At 55.4% G+C, this 18,894-nt stretch carries 15 protein-coding genes and 1 tRNA gene; 8 read left to right on the forward strand and 8 right to left on the reverse strand.

Going from position 1 to position 18,894, the window contains the following annotated elements:
• Nucleotides 1-5: 5 nt before the first annotated feature.
• Nucleotides 6-578, reverse strand: a complete 573-nt coding sequence (locus tag ACZA91_RS14100) for a DUF4214 domain-containing protein (protein ID WP_190531888.1) — start codon at nucleotides 576-578, stop codon at nucleotides 6-8.
• Between the two features lie 610 nt (nucleotides 579-1,188).
• Between ACZA91_RS14100 and ACZA91_RS14105 the strand changes: the two genes are divergently transcribed.
• From ACZA91_RS14105 to ACZA91_RS14125, 5 genes are all read left to right on the forward strand, one after another.
• A complete protein-coding gene (locus tag ACZA91_RS14105) occupies nucleotides 1,189-1,971 on the forward strand; it encodes a TIGR03943 family putative permease subunit (RefSeq protein WP_199291510.1) in 783 nt (260 codons plus the stop codon).
• Nucleotides 1,972-2,107: 136 nt separating this feature from the next.
• On the forward strand, nucleotides 2,108-3,754 hold the full coding sequence (locus tag ACZA91_RS14110; RefSeq protein ID WP_463182879.1) for an Ig-like domain-containing domain: 1,647 nt from the start codon (nucleotides 2,108-2,110) through the stop codon (nucleotides 3,752-3,754).
• A 60-nt stretch (nucleotides 3,755-3,814) separates the two neighbouring features.
• Entirely contained in the window at nucleotides 3,815-4,930 is a 1,116-nt protein-coding gene (gene cax, locus ACZA91_RS14115) for a calcium/proton exchanger (RefSeq protein ID WP_463182881.1), read from the forward strand.
• Nucleotides 4,931-4,960: 30 nt separating this feature from the next.
• Nucleotides 4,961-5,821, forward strand: coding sequence for a DUF6671 family protein (locus ACZA91_RS14120; RefSeq protein ID WP_463182883.1), 861 nt, complete (start codon nucleotides 4,961-4,963; stop codon nucleotides 5,819-5,821).
• Nucleotides 5,822-6,501: 680 nt separating this feature from the next.
• On the forward strand, nucleotides 6,502-7,206 hold the full coding sequence (locus tag ACZA91_RS14125; RefSeq protein ID WP_463182884.1) for a phycobilisome rod-core linker polypeptide: 705 nt from the start codon (nucleotides 6,502-6,504) through the stop codon (nucleotides 7,204-7,206).
• A 382-nt stretch (nucleotides 7,207-7,588) separates the two neighbouring features.
• Here ACZA91_RS14125 and ACZA91_RS14130 read toward each other — a convergent pair whose 3' ends face one another.
• A complete protein-coding gene (locus ACZA91_RS14130) occupies nucleotides 7,589-7,882 on the reverse strand; it encodes a DUF3288 family protein (protein ID WP_099534356.1) in 294 nt (97 codons plus the stop codon).
• Between the two features lie 89 nt (nucleotides 7,883-7,971).
• A complete protein-coding gene (locus ACZA91_RS14135) occupies nucleotides 7,972-8,358 on the reverse strand; it encodes a hypothetical protein (RefSeq protein WP_099534355.1) in 387 nt (128 codons plus the stop codon).
• A gap of 175 nt (nucleotides 8,359-8,533) precedes the next feature.
• Between ACZA91_RS14135 and ACZA91_RS14140 the strand changes: the two genes are divergently transcribed.
• Nucleotides 8,534-8,980 (forward strand): DUF6636 domain-containing protein, encoded by a 447-nt coding sequence (locus ACZA91_RS14140; RefSeq protein ID WP_463182887.1) that lies wholly within the window; start codon nucleotides 8,534-8,536, stop codon nucleotides 8,978-8,980.
• On the opposite strand, the gene ACZA91_RS14145 is transcribed toward ACZA91_RS14140, so the two are convergent.
• The gene (locus tag ACZA91_RS14145) at nucleotides 8,977-9,786 is read right to left on the reverse strand and encodes a DUF362 domain-containing protein (RefSeq protein ID WP_463182889.1); all 810 of its coding nucleotides are present in this window, start codon (nucleotides 9,784-9,786) and stop codon (nucleotides 8,977-8,979) included. The genes ACZA91_RS14140 and ACZA91_RS14145 overlap by 4 nt on opposite strands.
• 113 nt (nucleotides 9,787-9,899) lie before the next feature.
• On the reverse strand, nucleotides 9,900-11,591 hold the full coding sequence (locus tag ACZA91_RS14150) for a GTPase family protein (protein WP_463182891.1): 1,692 nt from the start codon (nucleotides 11,589-11,591) through the stop codon (nucleotides 9,900-9,902).
• A gap of 424 nt (nucleotides 11,592-12,015) precedes the next feature.
• Here ACZA91_RS14150 and ACZA91_RS14155 point away from each other — a divergent pair, with 424 nt between their 5' ends.
• The gene (locus ACZA91_RS14155) at nucleotides 12,016-13,302 is read left to right on the forward strand and encodes a M16 family metallopeptidase (protein ID WP_190531878.1); all 1,287 of its coding nucleotides are present in this window, start codon (nucleotides 12,016-12,018) and stop codon (nucleotides 13,300-13,302) included.
• A gap of 126 nt (nucleotides 13,303-13,428) precedes the next feature.
• On the opposite strand, the gene ACZA91_RS14160 is transcribed toward ACZA91_RS14155, so the two are convergent.
• The 3 genes from ACZA91_RS14160 to trpD form a co-directional block, all read right to left on the reverse strand.
• On the reverse strand, nucleotides 13,429-14,721 hold the full coding sequence (locus ACZA91_RS14160; RefSeq protein WP_190531876.1) for an oligosaccharide flippase family protein: 1,293 nt from the start codon (nucleotides 14,719-14,721) through the stop codon (nucleotides 13,429-13,431).
• Nucleotides 14,722-14,804: 83 nt separating this feature from the next.
• Entirely contained in the window at nucleotides 14,805-16,727 is a 1,923-nt protein-coding gene (locus tag ACZA91_RS14165) for a glycoside hydrolase family 9 protein (RefSeq protein ID WP_463182893.1), read from the reverse strand.
• A gap of 682 nt (nucleotides 16,728-17,409) precedes the next feature.
• Nucleotides 17,410-18,474, reverse strand: a complete 1,065-nt coding sequence (gene trpD / locus ACZA91_RS14170; RefSeq protein WP_099534347.1) for an anthranilate phosphoribosyltransferase — start codon at nucleotides 18,472-18,474, stop codon at nucleotides 17,410-17,412.
• 174 nt (nucleotides 18,475-18,648) lie between these two features.
• On the opposite strand from trpD, the gene ACZA91_RS14175 reads away from it, so the two are divergent.
• Nucleotides 18,649-18,720 (forward strand) — tRNA-Gly (locus tag ACZA91_RS14175).
• The last annotated feature ends 174 nt before the right edge of the window (nucleotides 18,721-18,894 follow it).

The raw sequence follows: 18,894 nt of genomic DNA on the forward strand, positions 1-18,894 counted from the left end.
GGGTGTTATCGCCGCTCGCGGCTGTTCATGAGGGCTTCCCGAACGCGCTGGATTGACCAGCCTCCCCGCAGCCGTTCGAGGTAGGTGCGCATTCCTCGGCTGTCGGCCCGGCGACCCAAAATTTCTTGATAGGCGCGATCGATGGCGGATTCGGCCTCGCGGCTGTTGGCTAATTCGTCCCGCACCCGTTGCAGCGACCAGTTGCGATCGCGCACCCGATCCACGTAGGTACGCAGTCCGTTGCGATCGGCTGGCCGGCCCAACACTTCGCGATAGAGCCGATCGATCCGATCTTCCAAGTCCTGTCGATCGCCCCGATAGTTGTTGCGATCGTTGTCGTAGTCGTCGCGATACCGTTCTTCGTTGCGATCGTAGTAGCGATAATCATCCCGATCGCGGTCTCGATTCCGGTTGCGATCGCTGTCCGATCGGCTGCCATCATCACAGCGCAACTGGCCCCCTTCCCAGCGGCAGGAACTTTGGGCCATGGCTGGCTCGATCGCGCCCCCATGGGCCACTCCTAACCCTAACAAAAATGCTGCCAATGCAGTACAGGTACGGTTCACAGAACGGTTCATAGGAATCATCTCCTGATTGAATGGTTGAGCCTCCATTGTGTCTCCTGGGGAGATGTCACGATGGATGAACTGTTTTTTGATTGTTTGGCATCCCTCTAAATTAGCCACAAACCTCCAGGCTGAGTCTCTCGGCTCTGGGGGCGGAATTCAGGAATTGCAGGGATTTTTTTGGATTTTTTCTGGTGGCATTAACATCAGTGAAACAGCATGGAATGATTCATGAAATTTTCCAAACTATTCATGAAGCTCTCCAAGCAGTCACCCGAAAAGCATTAGCAAAACGACTCATGTAACTATCAACAAAACCAGCCATAAACGATCAAGCCTGTGTTTAACGGTAAAGGGGACAGCAGCCGAATTTGGGTGGGTTTTAGCCGCTTGTTGCATTGTCTTGCCCTCGGAACTTTTTGGGACGTGGGGCCGTCTCGCGCCCCTTCTGAATCTTTCGGTGGTCATTGGCTCAGAATGGAGGCCGCAGGGGGCTGAAAAGCTGATCCACTGGGCATTTGAGGGGCAGCATGACCACGGGAACGCTAGGTTGGGGTCAAAACCACCCCGTACAATGAAGCCATTCCTTAGCGCGACGGCTCCAATGGGAGCTGCTTCGGCCGTGTTGTCACAACCAAGTCGATCGAACTGGCTGCCTTGGGTCGATGTGGCAGCGATCGCAGCGTGGGGAGCGCTGATGTTGCACTACTGGCACGGTGGCCGCTTGGCCCTGCTGATCCATCCCGCCTATCACGGCTTGGTGGTGGTCACGGGGTTTTTGTTGCTGATGGCGGCGGCCAGTCTGGCGATTAATTTGGTGCAATCTGGGCGGTTGTTGCGGCGGCGATTGTCGTTGGCGGCGGATCCTGACTCAGAACAACACATCAGTTTGCTGCCCAAGGGGTGGGCAACGCTGTTATTGCTGTTGGCGGCGATCGGGGGGTTTTGGATTGCGCCGCAGCCCCTCACCAGCCACAAAGCTTTGCAACGGGGCATTGGCGACCCCACCACCGCGATCGCCCGTGCGCCCAAGGCCTTTCGCAGCAACAAGCGCCCGGAACAGCGATCGCTGATTGAGTGGGTGCGGACTTTGGAGGTTTATCCCGAACCGGAAGCCTACCGAAACCAACCGGTGAACATCAGCGGTTTTGTCACCAAGGTGGAGGGCTATCCGGCAGATGTGTTTTGGATTTCGCGGTTTACGATCACCTGCTGTGCGGCGGATGCGTACCCGATCGGGCTGCCCGTGCGCCGGCCGGCCAATATGCCGGACTATCCCCCTGATACTTGGCTAGAAATTCAGGGGCGAATGGCGGTGGATGAAATCAAGGGCGAGCGAGTGTTGAGCATTGCGCCACAAACAATGCGCCCGATTCCGGTTCCCAAAAATCCCTATGAGTTCTAGATGAGTTTTGGGCGTGACCCTTGGGCGTGACTTTTGGGCATGACTCTTGGGCGTAATTTTTAGGGGCGATCGGGCGGAAGCAAAGGCGCAATCCGGCGCAATCCGGTGCAATCAACTGAGGAATTTCTGATTGGGTATGTGGCGATCCGTGCAACATCGATGGCAAAACAGCCCCAAGGGCAATCCCCAATGGCAACCCATTGACCGAGCCGCCTGGCTGGTGATCGCGGCTTTGGTGGTGGCGATCGCGGCTTTGTTGGTGCTGGGCGATCGATCGGCGGCGCGGGTGCGCGACTTCTCATGGGCCGATCGCACCATTGGAGCGGACGATCGCGCCTTTGTGTTGGCCTTCAATCGGCCGATGAATCGAGACAGTGTGGAGGCTAATTTAAAACTGGATCCTCCCCTGGAAGGGAAAGTTAGCTGGGCCGGAACTCGCATGGCCTTCACGCTCGATCGCCCAGCACCCTATGGCACTAGCTTTCAGCTCCAGTTGGGAGCCGGGGCCCGCGACACCCGCGAAGACAGCAAACCGGCGGAATCCTTCTCAGCGGCATTTCGATCGCGCGATCGGGTTTTTGCTTACATTGGCACCGAAGGCGAGGAAGCCGGCCGCCTGATCCTGTATGAACTGACCCAGCAGCGGAAAACCATCCTCACCCCGCCGAACCTGTTGGTGAACGACTTCAAGCCCTATCCCAACCGCGATCGGATCCTGTTTTCTGCCACCGAAACCAGCACCCTGGAAAAAACCGACAGCCCCAGCCTGCTCGAGCAGCAGTTTTATACGGTCACCACAGGCTTGAGCGTCACCAACCAAGCGCCCGAACCGGCCGGCGAGGTGATGCCAGTCTTGGATAACCGGGATTATCAAAACTTGAAATTTGACTTGGCCCCCGACGGTTCGGCGGCCCTGGTGCAACGGGCGGAGCGCAAAAATGCCAGCAATGTCAGTCTGTGGCTGCTGCGCGATCGGCAAACGCCCCAAAAGCTGGAGAGCCAGGGCGGCGGCGAGTTTGTGATTACGCCCGACAGCCAATCGATCGCCATCACCCAGGGGCAGGGGGTGGCCATTTTGCCCCTGCCCAAAGCTGACATGGGCAACAACGATCGCTACCGGCGGGAAATTCAACCCCTGGACTTTTTGCCCAAGTTTGGAACCGTGTTGGGATTTGCCAGCGACGGTTCAGCGGCGGCCCTGGTGAAATTCAACGGTGACTTTACCCGATCGCTCTTTGTGGTCACCCCCAGCGGCGAAACGGAACTGGCCCGAATTCAAGGATCAATTTTGCGTGCTGAATTCACCCCCGATAACCGTGTGCTCTACGCCTTGGTTACCCAACGGGTTGAGGATGAAAACTACCGCGAACAACCCTATATCGGAGCCTTTGACCTAAAAACCAAGGCCCTGTCGCCCCTGTTGCTGTTGCCGGAGCAGCTCGATATTGCCCTTGATCTATCGCCGGATGGTGCAGCCCTGTTGTTTGACCAAATCGACACCAAGGCAAAGGCCAAGGGCGATCGCGCTGATCAGTCCGATCAGTCCAAATCAAGCGAAGAAGAAACCACCCAGGACGATCGGGAGTCAGGACGGGGCAACCGTGCGGATCGATCGAGCGCCGACCCCGAAGCTGCCCGCCGACCCGAAGCCAGTGATGGCAATAAAATTGAGCACAGCCAACTTTGGTTGCTGCCCGTGGCCCAAAATCCCGATGGAACCTTTGCCAAATTGACCCCGCAGGCGTTACCACTGCCTGGGGCCCGTCCTCGCTGGCTCCCCTAACCGAAGTCCGTTGATTAACCCCCAGCAGAAAACGCAAAAAGCAAACAAACACAAAAAAGAATGAGCAAAAAAGATCTCGTCTTCCTCATCCTTTTGGGGTTTATTCCCGTCTCGATCGCGGCGGAATGGTTGCACTGGAGTCCGCTGGTGGTGTTCATCACCGCTTGCTTGGCGATCGTGCCCCTCGCCGCCTGGATGGGCCATGCCACCGAAGAACTCGCCGGGTTGGTCGGCCCCTCCCTGGGGGGATTGCTGAACGCCACCTTTGGCAACGCCACCGAATTGATTGTGGCCTTGGTTGCGCTCAAAGAGGGCTACGTTGGCGTTGTGAAAGCCAGCTTGACCGGTTCCATCATCGGTAACCTGTTGTTGGTCATGGGGCTGTCGATGTTTTTGGGTGGCTTGCGCTTTAAGGAGCAAACCTTCCAGCCCGTCATTGCCCGTATGAATGCCTCGTCCATGAACCTGGCCGTGATTGCCATGCTGCTACCCACAGCGGTGAACTTCACCTCCGTGGGTATTGCCGAGAGCGTCTTGCAAAAGCTTTCGACGGCGGTGGCGGTGGTCTTGATTTTGGTCTATGTGATGACCCTGCTGTTTTCCATGAAAACCCACAGCTATCTCTACGATGTGGCCGTGGCAGAAGGGGAAGTGCCCGATCCGGAAGCCAGCGACGAATCGACCGGCGAAGGGGAAGCGCACCGGCCAAACCTGCCCCTGTGGGTGGGGGTGTTGTTGGCGGCCACGATTTTTGTGGCGATCGAGTCGGAATTGTTGGTGCATTCCCTGGAAACGGCCACCGAACAGTTGGGACTGACGGAACTGTTCACCGGGGTGATTTTGTTGCCGATTATTGGCAACGCAGCAGAGCACGCCACCGCCGTCACCGTGGCCATGAAAAACAAAATGGACTTGTCCGTTTCGGTGGCCATGGGTTCCAGCTTGCAAATTGCCCTGTTTGTGGCTCCGGTGTTGGTGATTGCCGGTTGGTTTTTTGGGCAACCCATGGATTTGAACTTCCAACCCTTTGAGTTGGTGGCCGTGGCCGTTTCGGTGTTGATCGCCAACTCCATCAGCTCCGACGGGGAATCCAATTGGCTGGAGGGGTTGCTGTTGTTGGCGGCCTATTTGGTGCTGGGTTTGGCCTTCTTCTTCCACCCCACAATTGCCAGTTAGGAACTTGAGGGCATCGGTTTTTGGGGAACAATGAACCTGACGGACGCTTGGGAAGGGGAAACCATCACGATCGCCACGATGCATGGCAAGGAACAGGTGATTGCGCCGATTTTGGAGCAAGCCTGGGGCCTGCGCTCGATCGTGCCGTCGGAACTGGATACGGATCGGTTTGGCACCTTTACCCGAGAGGTCGATCGACCCGGCGATCAGCTTGCCACGGCCCGGGCTAAGGCCCTGGCGGCCTTGGCGCTAACCGGTGGGTCGATCGCCCTAGCCAGTGAAGGCTCCTTTGGCCCCCATCCCAGCGTCCCCTTCGCGGCGGCTAACCGGGAATTGGTGCTGTTGATTGATCAATCCCTGGGGCTGGAGTTGGTCGGCGAGGCCATTTCCCTAAAAACCAACTATCGCCAAGGGCGGGTTCGCAGTTGGGCGGAAGTGGAAAAATTTGCTGAAACCATCGGCTTTCCCGATCACGGGCTGGTGGTGGGTTGGGGCGAACCCCAAAACCTTCAGGGGGTGACGAAGGGCCTGCGCGATCGCTCGGCCCTGGCGGCGGCCGTCACCGAGGCCCTGACCCGATCGGCCGATGGTTCCCTGTGGGTGGAAACGGATATGCGAGCCATGCATAACCCCACGCGAATGCAGGTGATTGCCCAAGCCACGGAAAACCTGGTGGCCAAGGCGCGATCGACCTGTCCTGTTTGTCACTGGCCGGGGTTTTGGGTCACGCAGCGGCTGCCGGGGTTGCCCTGTGGTGAATGTGGGCTGCCCACGCCGCTCATTCGCCTGCATCGCTCCATTTGCGATCGCTGCGGCCACCAACAGGACGATCCCTTTCCCCAAGGCGAAACCACTGCGGATCCCACCTACTGCCCCTTCTGCAATCCTTAGGGCCTCAAAAACCAGGGACTCAAAAACCGGCTCAAAGCTCGGAACCAAAATCAACAGCCAAATCAAAAGCTCCAGCAATCGATCGGGGACTGCACCCAAACCGGCCCCGGATGGGTTCGATCGCTCCTCATGGAGATTACATTTTTTTACATACTCTCATTTTCAGGGATTTTGGATTAACAGGCGATCGAGAACAGAATCATTGGCGATCAAGCACAAATTAAGCGTAAACCGATTGAGATTTTGCAATTTCCAAAGAAGATCAAATTTATTGAATCTTCAATCTCTGAGAAAACCTTACAAATACTTGCAAAAAACCGCCTTTGGAGTTGAGAAGAATTGCGGAATCCTACTTTTCTCAAATGACTAAGCTTAATTACTCATGCCCTAACCTATGCTGAAGCAGGTTGTGGTTTAAACCTCAGAAGAATGTTGTTCAACATTGTTGGCAATTTGATGGATTAATCTATTCAGTTGCCTTCTTTAAAATCTCCTTCCCTGCTAGTGCCAATCTGCTCTGGACTGAACAATCTTTTGATTCCAATTTCCAGAGCAGTTCTTCAGCAAAACTGAGCAGATTCCAAAAATTTGGCTTCAGCTTTGGCTTCGGCTTTGGCTTCCAACCAGGAGCCACCGAGCTTCTATAAATCCGGAATTGAAACTGAAAGAGTGATTGGTTTATGGCACTTCCCCTTCTGGATTACCCCCTGACTTCTCAAAACCAGCGAGTGGATGGTTTTGAAGTTGCCAATCAAGGTGGTTTGCGTCTCATCACCAATGAGATTGATGAGGTGATTCGCGCGGCCTATCGGCAAATTTTTAATGAGCAACAGCTAACGGCCAGCAGCCGTCTTTTGGCGCTGGAATCTCAACTGCGCTGCGGTCAAATTTCGGTGCAAGACTTCATTCGCGGCCTGGCCACTTCCGAAGTGTTTCGCACGCGCAATTACGACACCAATAATAATTATCGCTTTGTGCAGATGTGTGTGCAGCGAATTTTGGGTCGTGAGGTTTATAACGATCGGGAAAAACTGTCTTGGTCGATCGTTTTGGCCACCGAAGGTTTGAATGGCTTCATTGACTCGTTGCTCAACAGCGAGGAATATCAAACCCACTTTGGACGGGACACGGTTCCCTATCAACGGCGGCGGATTTTGCCTCAGCGATCGAGCGGTGCAGTGACCTTTGCGCACACGGCTCGCTATGGCGAAGATTATCGCGATCGCTTGCCAAAACCCATGGATGTGCAGTTTGGTTTGTTCAATTGGGAAACCTTTATGCGCCAGGCCGATTGGCCCACGGCGATCGGTTTGTTGGCGGGCATGTCGCTCTTGATTGCGGCGTTGTTGCTGTTCTCTGTGACGATCGGAAGCAGCGCGGCCTAAGCCGTTTCTCTTTTTTGTTGTATGTAGATCAATCCTTCCCTTACAGATCAACTCGGCTCAATGCAGCCTAGGATTCTGTGAGCAAAGCCAGACGACCCAGATGCTGCTTCGGGAGTTTTCCGTGCTCTCCCGAGGCAGTTTTTTAGATTTTCAGATTGCAATTGCTGATCAAGTTTTAGATTTTCAGATCGCAATTGCTGATCAAGACTGAATTAGAGGATGTCTACAAGGTATTTTTTAACGTGGATCAAGCACGAACCGTCGTTGGGGCAAGGGGCTTAAGCCCCTTGTCTTTGTTGTTTGGTCAGACCCGTAAGGTAGCAATTTAGGCTTTTCAGACACCCTTGTATTGACAGGTATTGACAGCCCAATTGATGAGGTTTTAACTCCAATCTTCTTCATCGCGACGACGGCTATTGACCTGATAAATATTGCCTTGGGCGTGCAATTCGCGAGTTTTTTGATAGAGTGATTCCTCATCAAACCCCCAGCGGCTGAGGGCTTTGTCCAGGTCGGCTTGAATTTGTCTCGCTCCCGGAAAGTTGCGATAGCGAATTCTTAACCTGGCTAATTCACAAACATAAAAATCGGTGGGATCGCTGGTCAAAATGGCTTGCACCAAGTTGCGATCGACCATTTCTTGTGGGTGTTGTTGATCTTGCTGTTTCATGTTCAATTACGTTTTTATTTTTACTTTTTTATTTTCATTTATTTTTAAATTACCTTTCTCTCTGTTTTCTCTCTATTTTCTCTCTTATTTTGACCTTACTTCTGGTTGCTGTTTTTCGGCTTCATCGTTTCCCAAACGCCGGCCGTGGCGCTGGCTAAGCCTGATAGGCCCAATGTGGCTACTGTCCCGATCGCCTGGGATAAAAACAAATGCACCAAAAAGCCAAACCCGAGAAAGGGAATGACACTGAAAATGGAGGCATAAAAAGCGTTTTGGGATTCGCGAACAGTCCGAGTTTTTTCAAATTCTTCCGTGGAAAAATAGAGCGATCGCTCGGCAAAGTCAAACCAGCGAATCAAGAGATCCATCAGCCGATCGCTCACGGCCGGCAACGCCAAATAGAGAGCGAGTGACCACAGGCCTGAACTTGCCAAAAGGGCTGCATCCACATGCAGAGACAATGGCAGCAGATCAGTAAACATAGGGCTTGGGGTCACTCATGGTGCTCGGTATTATACCCGGTTTGTAGCGTGATATACATTTCCTCATTGTTCACCATCGGCTAGCATCGGGTTGTGTTGCGGCGAAACGGCCCAACGGCTGTTACTTGGCTCGCGATGAGAACAGGGCAAAAGGCATTAGGAACTGTAGAAACTGATGGATTCTCTTTCGCGACTTTCTCGATGGTTAATTCCGGCGGCGGTGGCTGGCCTCAGTTGGGGCACGGTTCAGGTTCATCCTATGCAGGCTGATTCCGGGATTCAAGGGTTTGTGTTACCCAGCGGTAACATTATCTGTGGCTCTTGGATGGATGGCGGCCAGGGCTATTTGCGCTGTCATGTGCAGTCGGGGTTGCGGCCACTGCCCCCGCAGCCCGCCGATTGTAATTTGGATTGGGGTCATGAAATCTTGCTGAATGCCAACGGCCAGACCGAAGTGCTTTGTGCGGGAGACACGATCGCGGATCAATATCCTCGATTGAATTACAACCAGGTTTGGGAGCGAAATGGATTTCGTTGCGAAGCCAAAACCACCGGCTTAACCTGTCGCGCTCGGAATGGTCGGGGCATGTTCTTGAGTCGAGAACGCTGGCGAAAAATCTAGGGGATATCCCTTTGGGTTCTGAGCCGATCGATGGCGGCTAAATAATCGGGCAGTGGTTCTTGGCCGGTTTGGCAAGCGAGCCGATCGACTGCAATTAAATCACTGCCAAAAAAGACCCGATCGAGCGGTAGGGTTTGCCCTCGGTCGGGTCGATAGTCGGGGCTGAAATATTTGACCGTGCCATCCACCACCGCCCCGCTAAACAGATGGCCAATGCAGAAATAAACATCCTGTAAAACCTGCGGCACAGAGGGGCGATGGAGCTGGCCACGGGAGTAGGGGCTGCGTGCTTTGTAGCGATCGCGCGGAAAGAGACCGTAGAGATTTTTAAGAGAGGCGGAAATGAGGGGAGCCTCTTTCAAATGGGTGCGCTTGAGGGCCCCGATCGAGATTCGACAGTCCACCTCCCGCAACAGGGCCGGGGCCCACATGGAACGAAAGCGCACGGGTAAGGGCGATCGGTTCTCGTATTCCGCCAAGGGCAGGCTGTCCGCATCAACCAGGGCCATGCCCTGATCCAATAACCGATGCAGACCGCGCCGCTGGGCAATTTCCGAGAGGGAAACCGGCGAACATACACCTTCTACAATCAGGATTTCCGCTTGGGGAGCAACCGATCGCAAGGTTTGCAAAACAGTGGCCAAGACTCGATCGCCCACGGTGACCGGTGGCCCCACGGGATAGCCCAAATTGGGTTTCACCAAAATTCGCTGTGCCCCGATCGCCTCGGCAGGGGGTTGATAGCTCCAAGCCTTGCTGGCCACAACGGCCGTGGGCGGGATGGCGGGGGAAAAGGTGGCAGTCATGGAGAAAGGGGGACGAAGCGATCGTGATGGAATCGTTGGGCTAGGTGGCTTGCCGGCCCGGACAATCCGCAAGAGTCATAAACTCGCAATTAACCAGCAAAGGGCGATCGACCCTAGGGGGCTGCTGGTGGGTTGGGTGCGTCGGTGGGTTCCGGATCGGGCGGGTCAAGGCGGGAACGATCGAAGGCCCGATCGAACGTGGCTTTCATGGCGGCCTGGATTCGATCGGGATCCGGTTTGCGGCCGCCCATCAAGTCTCCGAAATAGACACAGGCTCCCTCTCCCAAGGCCAGGGTATAGGCCGCCGCCCAGGAAGCGGCGATCGCACTGCCAAAACCGGGGACAAATTTCACCAACTCCCGCCCGATCGCCTGGGCCAGAAATCCGCCCGCGATCGTGCTGATGATGCCGCCCACTTGCGATCGAGTGAGTTTTTGGCCATAGAGCTGTCCCAACAGGCCAACCATGGAAACTTGCAGCGCCGTCAGCACCGGCATAGATGCGAAGGGCAAGGGCACGGCCTCAACTGCCGCCGCGGCCGCCGCAAAGGCCAACACATAGCGCCGCCCCACATCCCGATAGAGGTTGCTGATTTGGCGGCCCGGCTCCCCGTCCAAAACCGAATCCAACAATTGATGGATGGTGCGGGCTTCGGCTTCCGGCAGCAAATCCGCCAGGGCATCGCGCAAGGCTTCCAAACCGTAAAAAGTGGGGTGATAGTCATCCTCCTCGCGGGTGAAATCCAACAGCACAGCGCGATCGAACAGGCCCGCAAAGGCTTCCTGCAATGCTGCAAAGGGCCGGGCCACCGCCTCCAAGCCCAGAGGATCCGCCGGGTGATCTTCAACCGTTGCCGGATAAACCTCATGCAAACAGGTGACCGCCAACAAGCAAGGCACGGCGGGATAGCGTTGGCGCAAGGTGGCGACCACTTGCCGCAGGGTTTCGGTGGCAAAGTCGTTGATCTTCACCGTGAGGATCAAAATTCTGGCCCGATCGGGATCCTCGTCAAAATCCGTCAGCAGGGCTTGGGCGATCGCCTGGCTGTCCCGTTCCGCATCCCCTAAACCCACCGTGTCCGTAAAAATCAGCAGCGGCAACTCATCGGAGGGATAGGCATAGCGTGCCGTGTGTTGCGTGTGGGGCCGAAAGCCTTGGCCCACAATTTCCACCGAAACTCCCGTTAGCCCTCGGACGATCGAGCTTTTGCCCGCCTGGGGTTTTCCCAACAGGGTCACTTCTGTGGTGGGCAGTTGGGCCCGCACTTCCGCCAACACCGCCGCCACCCGATCGTCACTGACGCTAAACCATTGGGTCAGGGATTGCACCCCCTGGGCCAGGGTTTCGCCGGGTTTGAGATGACCTAGGGCGGCAGATAGATCCGACAAATTCTTTGGTAGATTCGGCAAATTTTTTGGCAAATTTGGCAAGTTCGGCAAGTTCGGCAGATTAGGTAAATTCGGCAAATTAACCGACCAATTACGAGGCAAATTGGGTAATTCCGTCGGTAAGTTGGGCAGGTTTGGCAAACTGGGTAAATTCGGCAAACTCAAGCCCGTCAGCCGATCCTTCGCCGATTGCCAAGCATTGGTCCACAACCCCGGGCGCTGCGGCTCGCGGGGCGACTTCCCGATCGACGCTGAAGACGGCTCCGCATCCTGGCCCGTTGCGCCTTCTGGAATCATGTCCGGCGGCATGACTTCCGGCGGCTCGATCGCCCCCGACGAGGGCCCATCAGCCGGGCGATCGGCCCCTGAGGCTTTGATTTCTGTTGGTTCAGGAGCGGGGGAATCAAAATCCGGCATATCAGCAATAGTTAGCGGTGGTTGCTGTCTGAAACGGGTCTTGAACAGGTCTTGGACGAGGATCGAGTGAAATTTGAATTTCCTTAAAGTTTGACTGGGAATTTTCGCTTGAAATTTAATGAATTCACTCAAATCTCAACAATCCAAATCATAACTTTAAACCAAGGATTCAATCTCTCAAAATCGCGGCCGCAATCGGTTAGAACAGGTCTAGCGCCTGAAGATTGTCTGCAATTCCTACACCGCTCCTCTCATTCAATGGCATTGGTTACGGGTGATGACAGGCGAGCATTCAGCCCTGGTCTGGGACAGCGATCGCCTGCCAAACTAGAGAACTGGGATTTTGTAGCGAATCGATCGGTTCCTGATAAAAGGTGCTGGCTACGATGGCGGATCCCAGTTGTGTTTTAGGAGTGGCGATCGGATGGTACAGAGTCCTTGGAGAACTGAGCAAGTTCCTCGCCCCAACCGTCAACAGCCGGAGCTGTGGCAATTGGCCAATGGTTTGCGGGTGGTTTATCACTATGTGCCCGTTAGCCCGGTGGTGACCATGGATGTGTGGGTGAAGGCGGGGGCTGTGGCTGAACCGATCGCCTGGGATGGGATGGCGCACTTCCTAGAACACATGATTTTTAAGGGCACTGACCGGTTGGGCCCCGGGGAATTTGACCGGGCGATCGAGAGTCGCGGCGGAGCCACCAACGCCGCCACCAGTCACGATTATGCCCATTATTTTGTGACCACGGCGGTGGAACATGCGGAAGCCACCCTGCCCCACTTGGCGGAGTTGTTGCTGAATGCGACGATTCCCGATCAGGAATTTGAGCTGGAGCGATCGGTGGTGCTCGAAGAAATCCGCCAGGCCTATGACAGCCCCGATTGGGTGGGATTTCAGATGCTGCTGTCGCGGGTCTATCCCGACCATGCCTATGGGCGATCGGTTTTGGGCAGTGAAGAATCCTTGATGAAGCGATCGCCCGCTGAGATGCGGCGGTTCCATGCCTGTCACTACCAACCGGAAAATCTGGTGGTGGCCTTGGTGGGAGGGTTGCCGCCCGATCACGCCCGTCACTTGATGGAATCGGCCTTTGCGGCCTTTGGTCAGCCCCAAGCCTGTCCTCCCCAGCCGATCGGGCAAACTCCGCCGATTGCCGCCGTCCATCGCCAAGAGCTACACCGGCCCTATCTTGAACAAGCTCGGGTGATGATGGCCTGGACGGGGCCCAGCTTGCAAGACATTGGCGATACCTATGCTTTGGAAGTGCTGGCCACCGTTCTCGGCATTGGGCGCACCTCGCGCTTGGTCAGCGATTTGCGCGAAGACCGGCAATGGGTTTTGGCGATCGACTGCGAAGCCAGTGCCCAACGGGATGCCAGCTTACTCACGATCGGCGCTTGGCTAGATGTGCGGGATGTGGGCGTGGTGGAAGCCTGCATTTGTGATCATCTGGCCCTGCTGCGCGATCACCCCATTAACCCGATCGAGCTGAAGCGGGCCCAGCGTCTTCTGTGCAGCGACTATATTTTCGCCACGGAAACCCCCAACCAACTCGCCAGCCTCTATGGCTACTACGGCCTGTTGGATCAACTGCCCGAAGCAACGGTTTATCCCGATCGGATCCAGGCCGTGGGCCCCGAAGACGTGCAACGGGTGGCGCAAAAATATCTTTCCCCCGATCGCTATGCCATGGTTACCTTGGTTCCGTCCTAGAGTGGGATCGATCGACCAAGACAATGGGTTTCAGTTCCTTGCGCTCATCGTGATGAATGCTTGGCAAGTCCGAAAATCAATCGGCTTGCATAGCAACCAACTCCTAACTGTTGATTAACCCGTCGATTAACCCTTGGTCTTCATGGCCAACTCGCGCCGCCAGAAAAAGGCCGCCGCTCCCCACAGCCCCACCATCTTGAACGTTTCCGAAGCCAGCGTCGCCCAAATGGCCCCCGCCCAGGAATAGGACGGAATCAAGATTAGGTTCAGCACCACATTCAAAATGGCAGCGGTGACTTGAATTAAGCTCCGTTGCCCCTGGTGGCCCGAAGAGGTGAGGCAATCGGCCGCCAAATACTGCATTCCCAAGATCAAATGCACGGGGGCGAACCAACGCAACACCCCGATCGCCTCGCGATATTCCGACCCCAAAATCCACTCCACCACCGGGGCAAAGAAAAACATCCCCAATCCCCCCAGCACCCCGTAGCCCGCGATCAGCGGAAACAGGCGCTTGGCAAATTGAATACTGCCGTCAATGCCATTAGTGCCCGCTTGGAAAAAGCGAGCATAATTCGCCGCGCCAATGGCCAAGATCGGCTGGTAGCCCACATCCACAAACCGATAGCCCGCCCCATAGATCCCGGCAGCCTCTTCATTCACCAAGCTAGAGAGCAGGGTTTTATCCGCATTGGCATTAATCGTTTCAGCGGAACCGGCAATCGAAAAGTAAAACCCTTGACCCAGTTCCCACTCGCAATTGGGCTTGGGCCACAGGGGCCAGCCCGCCTGCCGACTGGCCAACACAAAGGCCACAAAGGCCGGCAACACTGACGCAATGCAGTAAAAAATCGACCAGGTTTCTGCCGATCGCCAGTCGGGAACCAACCACAGGGCCCCCACCGCCAAAAGCTTCACGGCACTGAAAAGCACCTTGAGTTGGGCTGGGCGAGCCGCCACCCCCACCGATAAAAACGCCGAACTGCTAAATTCCAGCAGACAAACGCCCCAATAGTCCCCCAGGGCCATCCACAGCACCAACCAGGGGGAAACTTGGCTGCCCCAAATTCGACTCGCCAGCAACATCACCAACCCAATGCCCAGCAGGGAAGACCAGCCCCAAACGAATAGGGACTTCCCCCACTCGGTGCGGAAACTGCTGCGATCGCGCGAAACCGTCCGCATCAACAAGTGGGCATAACCAACCCCAATGAAAGGCGAAAGCATGGCCACCAAGGACAACACCCCGATCAGTTCGCCATACTCTTTGGATCCTAAAAACCGCGCCACAAAAATGAAGTACAGCGCCTGGATCGCCACGCTAATCACCCTGGCGGCAATCATCCAGAGATTGTCTTGCACCGAGGATTTCCCCAGAGTGGTGCGCAGACGTTGCAGGACTCCTTGAAGGTTGGGCATAGGAGCTAGTGAGTGAAGAGTGAAAAGGAGTGGAAAATTGCACCCAAACTAACACCGTCGCTACACAAAACCTCTGGAAAAGATTACGGACTGGTAATACTGGCCAGCAAACGAACGTAGGCCGCTTGATAGTAAATGGCTGGCTCCGTGAGTTCCCAACTATTCACCGGCCAGCCGGTGGGTGAGTCGAGATAGCGCTTTTGGATGGGCTGTTGTTTGACGGATTCTTGGTTGCCGGTGTAGTCGCGGTTGGGCCCGCCCACCAAATATCCGGGAGCCGGGCCCGGTTTTCCGGGGGCAACGCGCTCATACTCACCACGCCCCAACCATTCGTGATACATGCTGGTGACCGATCGCTCGGCTCCCAGACTGCCCATGTTGGTTAGGTAAACAAACCCCAAGGGATTCACGCCATGGAGGTAGTGCAAATGGGCCATAGCCCGGGCTTGTAGGCTGGTGTTGCGATCGGGCACTGCGCCATAGCGAATTGCGTCCCGGTTGCTGTTGCCATAGTTGGCCTGAACTTGGTTGCTGCCCCAGTGATATTGCTCATCGGGCAGTGACACCCGATAGGGATCCAGATCCACACGCAAGCCGTAGGCCTGGGTTTGGGTGCGCACCATGTCCACGAATCGATCGCGGATTTGCTTAACCAAGGCGGCATCTGCGTTGGTCAAGCGGGTATAGAGCAGCAGCGCATCGCCTTCGTGGGCCCGATACCGACCCCAAACGTTGTCGTTCCAAGGCTGGGAAGCGGTGAGATATTTTGCAAGTTGGGTGCTGTAGTCGGGGTTACCGGTGAGGGCAAACAGGTGAACAGCGGCGGCGGCAGCATTGCCTTGTTGCTCGGTCACGGGGCGATCGGCATCCCCGGCTTTAATTTCCTGGGTGTCGCAATCGGTCTTGAGGGGATTTTGCTGGAACCAGTTCCAAGCCCGAATGGCCCGCTGTTCCAAATCTCGGGACTCCCCTTGCAGGGCGGGAAACTGCCGATAGACTCGGGCCGCATGGGCAAAGGCGGCCGCCGTGGCGATTGTGGAGGAAGAGCATTTGGGCCCGTAATATCGGGGGCGACGATCTTGGCTGGGGCGATCAGCCGCATTGTGATCCAGCACGCCCACCTTGATCAACACGCCGCCATCGTCTTCCTGCATTCGCTTCAGCCAATCCACCTCCCACTTAATCTCATCGATGAGGTCGGGGATGCCGTTGCCCGATTCGGGAATGTTGAACCGATCGGTGAAGGCTCGAGGGTTTTCTTCGTAGGCCGTCAGCAGTTGATTCACCACGGGGCCCGCAAAGGTGCTGTATTTGTTCGTATCACCTGCATCAAACCATCCCCCTCGCAAATCGCGGGCCGTGGCGGGATCATCCTTGGCACTGACCGATCGAGCCTGGGAATCCTGATTGGGGCCCAAAAAAGCCGCCCCATCTTGCCACTTCCCAGCCACAGAACCCGTTTTGTTGAAACCGGCCCGCTGGTAATAAAACACACGTGTGGCGGTTACCAGGTTTTTTTGGTAAACATTGGCCTGAATTTGAAAGGGAAATGATTGCTCGCCCCGCTCCCGATCGACCACCACATAGGTTCCCGATTGTTTCACGGTCGAAAAATCAAAATGCCAGGCCCGATCGCCCGCTTGACCGTGGATTTGGCCCCCGTTCCAAGGGGTAAGAGCACCCGAAAAAACCACCGCATTAGTCGAGGCATTTCGAACTTCATAGACCGATCCCGGCGTGAAGGCTCGGTTGGCATTTTCACCCCGCTGCGGAGAAGCAATCACCGCCACTTTGGGATCCTGAGGTCGATAGCCAAACTGATCCACCAAAATTCGAGGAATGGGTTCACTACCACCCCCAGTTCCCCCGTTGAATGGCAGTGATGCCCAAGCCTGCATGGTGTATTGGAACAGCGATTGATTCGCCAAGGATTGAGACCCGAAATCCATGATCCCTAGCCCCGCTAGCAACGCTCCACTCAGCCAAACCCACTTCCAACGTTGCATCACAAACCTTTCTCCTTGGGACAGGTGCTATTAGCCAAATTTCATTACTAGGCAGGACAACTGAAATCAGAACTCTAGGCAGTTATCTCAGATCATAATTTCAAGTCATAGTTTCAAGAAAAATCAGATCAACTATTCGAGAATCAGATCAACTATTCGAGAAAATGACTAGAATGATTCAAGATCGGCCAATAATTAAAAATATTCGAATTAAATAATTCTGAAAAAGAATAATTTGTTATGTTCTCAGTGTGTATCAAATTAAACAACAAAAAACAGTAATTGAATTGATTGTAAGACTGATTATGGTTGAACCCATGAATGCTTACTCTCAATTGGTCAAATGGGTTGAGGCTGTGGTGCTTGTCAATTCCCAAATTTTGAATTCTTTTGGATTTTAAGTTGGGTTGAGCGCGATGCCATCTGAATTAGCCTAGCCTTTCTATCATACCCAATGGAAAAAGCGTCCGGGACTGAAGGGGGATAGTCTTTAGATTAATCTTTTTTTGAAAGCAGTCGTTAACCGAATCTTCACAAATTAGGTTTCCAGATTGGCATTGTTTTTTGGCACAAACTTGCTGGAAATCTCGCAATTATGCCAACGGGTTGCGATCGGGAAGGAAAAAGAACCGCCAAAAATCAGCCCTAATCCCGCCCGATCGCCCCCTGATCCTCGGCAGCTTTAGGCTTTTAGGAATTCTCGTAGGGCCACCAGTTTTTCCCAGGCGGCCCCGCTTGCCAGAATTTCCTTGGCCCGAGCCACACCAACAGCACAGGCTTCCGGCGACCCGATCGGCTCAGCGATCGCCCCGGCAACTTGGAGGGCCAGGGATGCATTCAGGGCCACGGCATCCCGCTGGGCGATCGAGCCTTGACCCTGAAGCACTTGGCGCAAAATTTCGGCATTTTCGCTGGGATCACCACCCACCAAGGCAGCCGTGGGCGCGGCCGCACAACCGGCCGCCACCGGATCCAACTCAAAGCGGGCGATCGCCCCATCGGCCAACACAGCCAGATCGGTCACATCCGCCAACCCCCCTTCATCCAAACCTTCACGCCCATGGAGGACGATCGCCCGCTGAGTGCCCAGCCGATTCAGGGCCCCGGCCATCACCTCAATCAAATCGCTTTTGAAAGTACCGATCACCTGGCCCGTGGGCCGCAGGGGATTCACCAGGGGCCCCAACAGGTTAAACACGGTGCGCACCTTCAGGGCTTGGCGAATGGGCGCGACGGCCTTCATGGCCGGATGCCAACCGGGCGCAAACAGAAACGTGATCCCCACCTGATGCGCCGCCGCTTGGATTTGGGCAGGATCTGCACCGAGGCGAATTCCCAGCGCCTCAAGCACATCGGCGGATCCCGACTTGCTGGAAGCGGCCCGGTTCCCATGCTTCACCACCGTGACCCCAGCGGCGGCGGCCACAAAGGCGACGGCCGTGGAAATGTTGAAAGTGGAAGCCCCGTCGCCACCCGTGCCGCAAGTGTCGATCGAGGGGCTGGGCAGCGGATCGCCCGTCACGCTCACCGATTGGCTCAGCAAAACCTGGGCCATCCCAGCCAGCTCATCAGCCGTTACCCCCTTGGCCTGGAGAGCAGCCAAAATTGCGCCCGACAGGGCCGGAGCCAGCCCATCATCCAACCAAGCTTGCATCAGTTGGGCGGCCTGAGCTTGGGACAGGGAGGCTCGATCGAGCAGTTGCTTCAACAGGGTGGGCCCATCAAAGGTCGTGGCGGCGGCAGTCATAACCGAAGCTCCAGGGGCGATCGCGCGAGAAAGTCCAGTGCTAGAATACTATCCGCGCTCAAAATTCCGGGCCCCCAAGCCGAGAATCAGCCCACCAATCCCCCTTGCTTGAGGGCTGGCTAGAGGTTGATTCAGTAGCTCAAAGGCAAGCAATTGGGGTAAAGTAACAACCGCGCGGGTGTAGTTCAGTGGTAGAACGTCAGCTTCCCAAGCTGAATGTCGTGGGTTCGAGTCCCATCACCCGCTTAGTTTCTGCGACACTGCGATTTCAGGTAACCAACAAATCCCTTAGACAAATCGCTCAGATTGCTTGATCGAGTTTCCTGATCACTGCAATGGCATCATTGTGATTAATTAGCCCTGGTTAGGTGCTGCCTCAGTCTTCAGCAAAAATCCGATAACGCTTGGTCAGCAAAACTG

This window comes from Limnothrix sp. CMB-01 (assembly GCF_055193175.1).

Excerpts from the sequence above, each read along its gene's own strand:
- ACZA91_RS14100 (WP_190531888.1), bottom strand. The coding sequence starts at position 578 with ATGAACCGTTCTGTGAACCGTACCTGTACTGCATTGGCAGCATTTTTG.
- ACZA91_RS14110 (WP_463182879.1), top strand. The coding sequence starts at position 2,108 with ATGTGGCGATCCGTGCAACATCGATGGCAAAACAGCCCCAAGGGCAAT.
- cax (WP_463182881.1), top strand. The coding sequence starts at position 3,815 with ATGAGCAAAAAAGATCTCGTCTTCCTCATCCTTTTGGGGTTTATTCCC.
- ACZA91_RS14120 (WP_463182883.1), top strand. The coding sequence starts at position 4,961 with ATGAACCTGACGGACGCTTGGGAAGGGGAAACCATCACGATCGCCACG.
- ACZA91_RS14125 (WP_463182884.1), top strand. The coding sequence starts at position 6,502 with ATGGCACTTCCCCTTCTGGATTACCCCCTGACTTCTCAAAACCAGCGA.
- ACZA91_RS14135 (WP_099534355.1), bottom strand. The coding sequence starts at position 8,358 with ATGTTTACTGATCTGCTGCCATTGTCTCTGCATGTGGATGCAGCCCTT.
- ACZA91_RS14140 (WP_463182887.1), top strand. The coding sequence starts at position 8,534 with ATGGATTCTCTTTCGCGACTTTCTCGATGGTTAATTCCGGCGGCGGTG.
- ACZA91_RS14145 (WP_463182889.1), bottom strand. The coding sequence starts at position 9,786 with ATGACTGCCACCTTTTCCCCCGCCATCCCGCCCACGGCCGTTGTGGCC.
- ACZA91_RS14150 (WP_463182891.1), bottom strand. The coding sequence starts at position 11,591 with ATGCCGGATTTTGATTCCCCCGCTCCTGAACCAACAGAAATCAAAGCC.
- ACZA91_RS14155 (WP_190531878.1), top strand. The coding sequence starts at position 12,016 with ATGGTACAGAGTCCTTGGAGAACTGAGCAAGTTCCTCGCCCCAACCGT.
- ACZA91_RS14160 (WP_190531876.1), bottom strand. The coding sequence starts at position 14,721 with ATGCCCAACCTTCAAGGAGTCCTGCAACGTCTGCGCACCACTCTGGGG.
- ACZA91_RS14165 (WP_463182893.1), bottom strand. The coding sequence starts at position 16,727 with ATGCAACGTTGGAAGTGGGTTTGGCTGAGTGGAGCGTTGCTAGCGGGG.
- trpD (WP_099534347.1), bottom strand. The coding sequence starts at position 18,474 with ATGACTGCCGCCGCCACGACCTTTGATGGGCCCACCCTGTTGAAGCAA.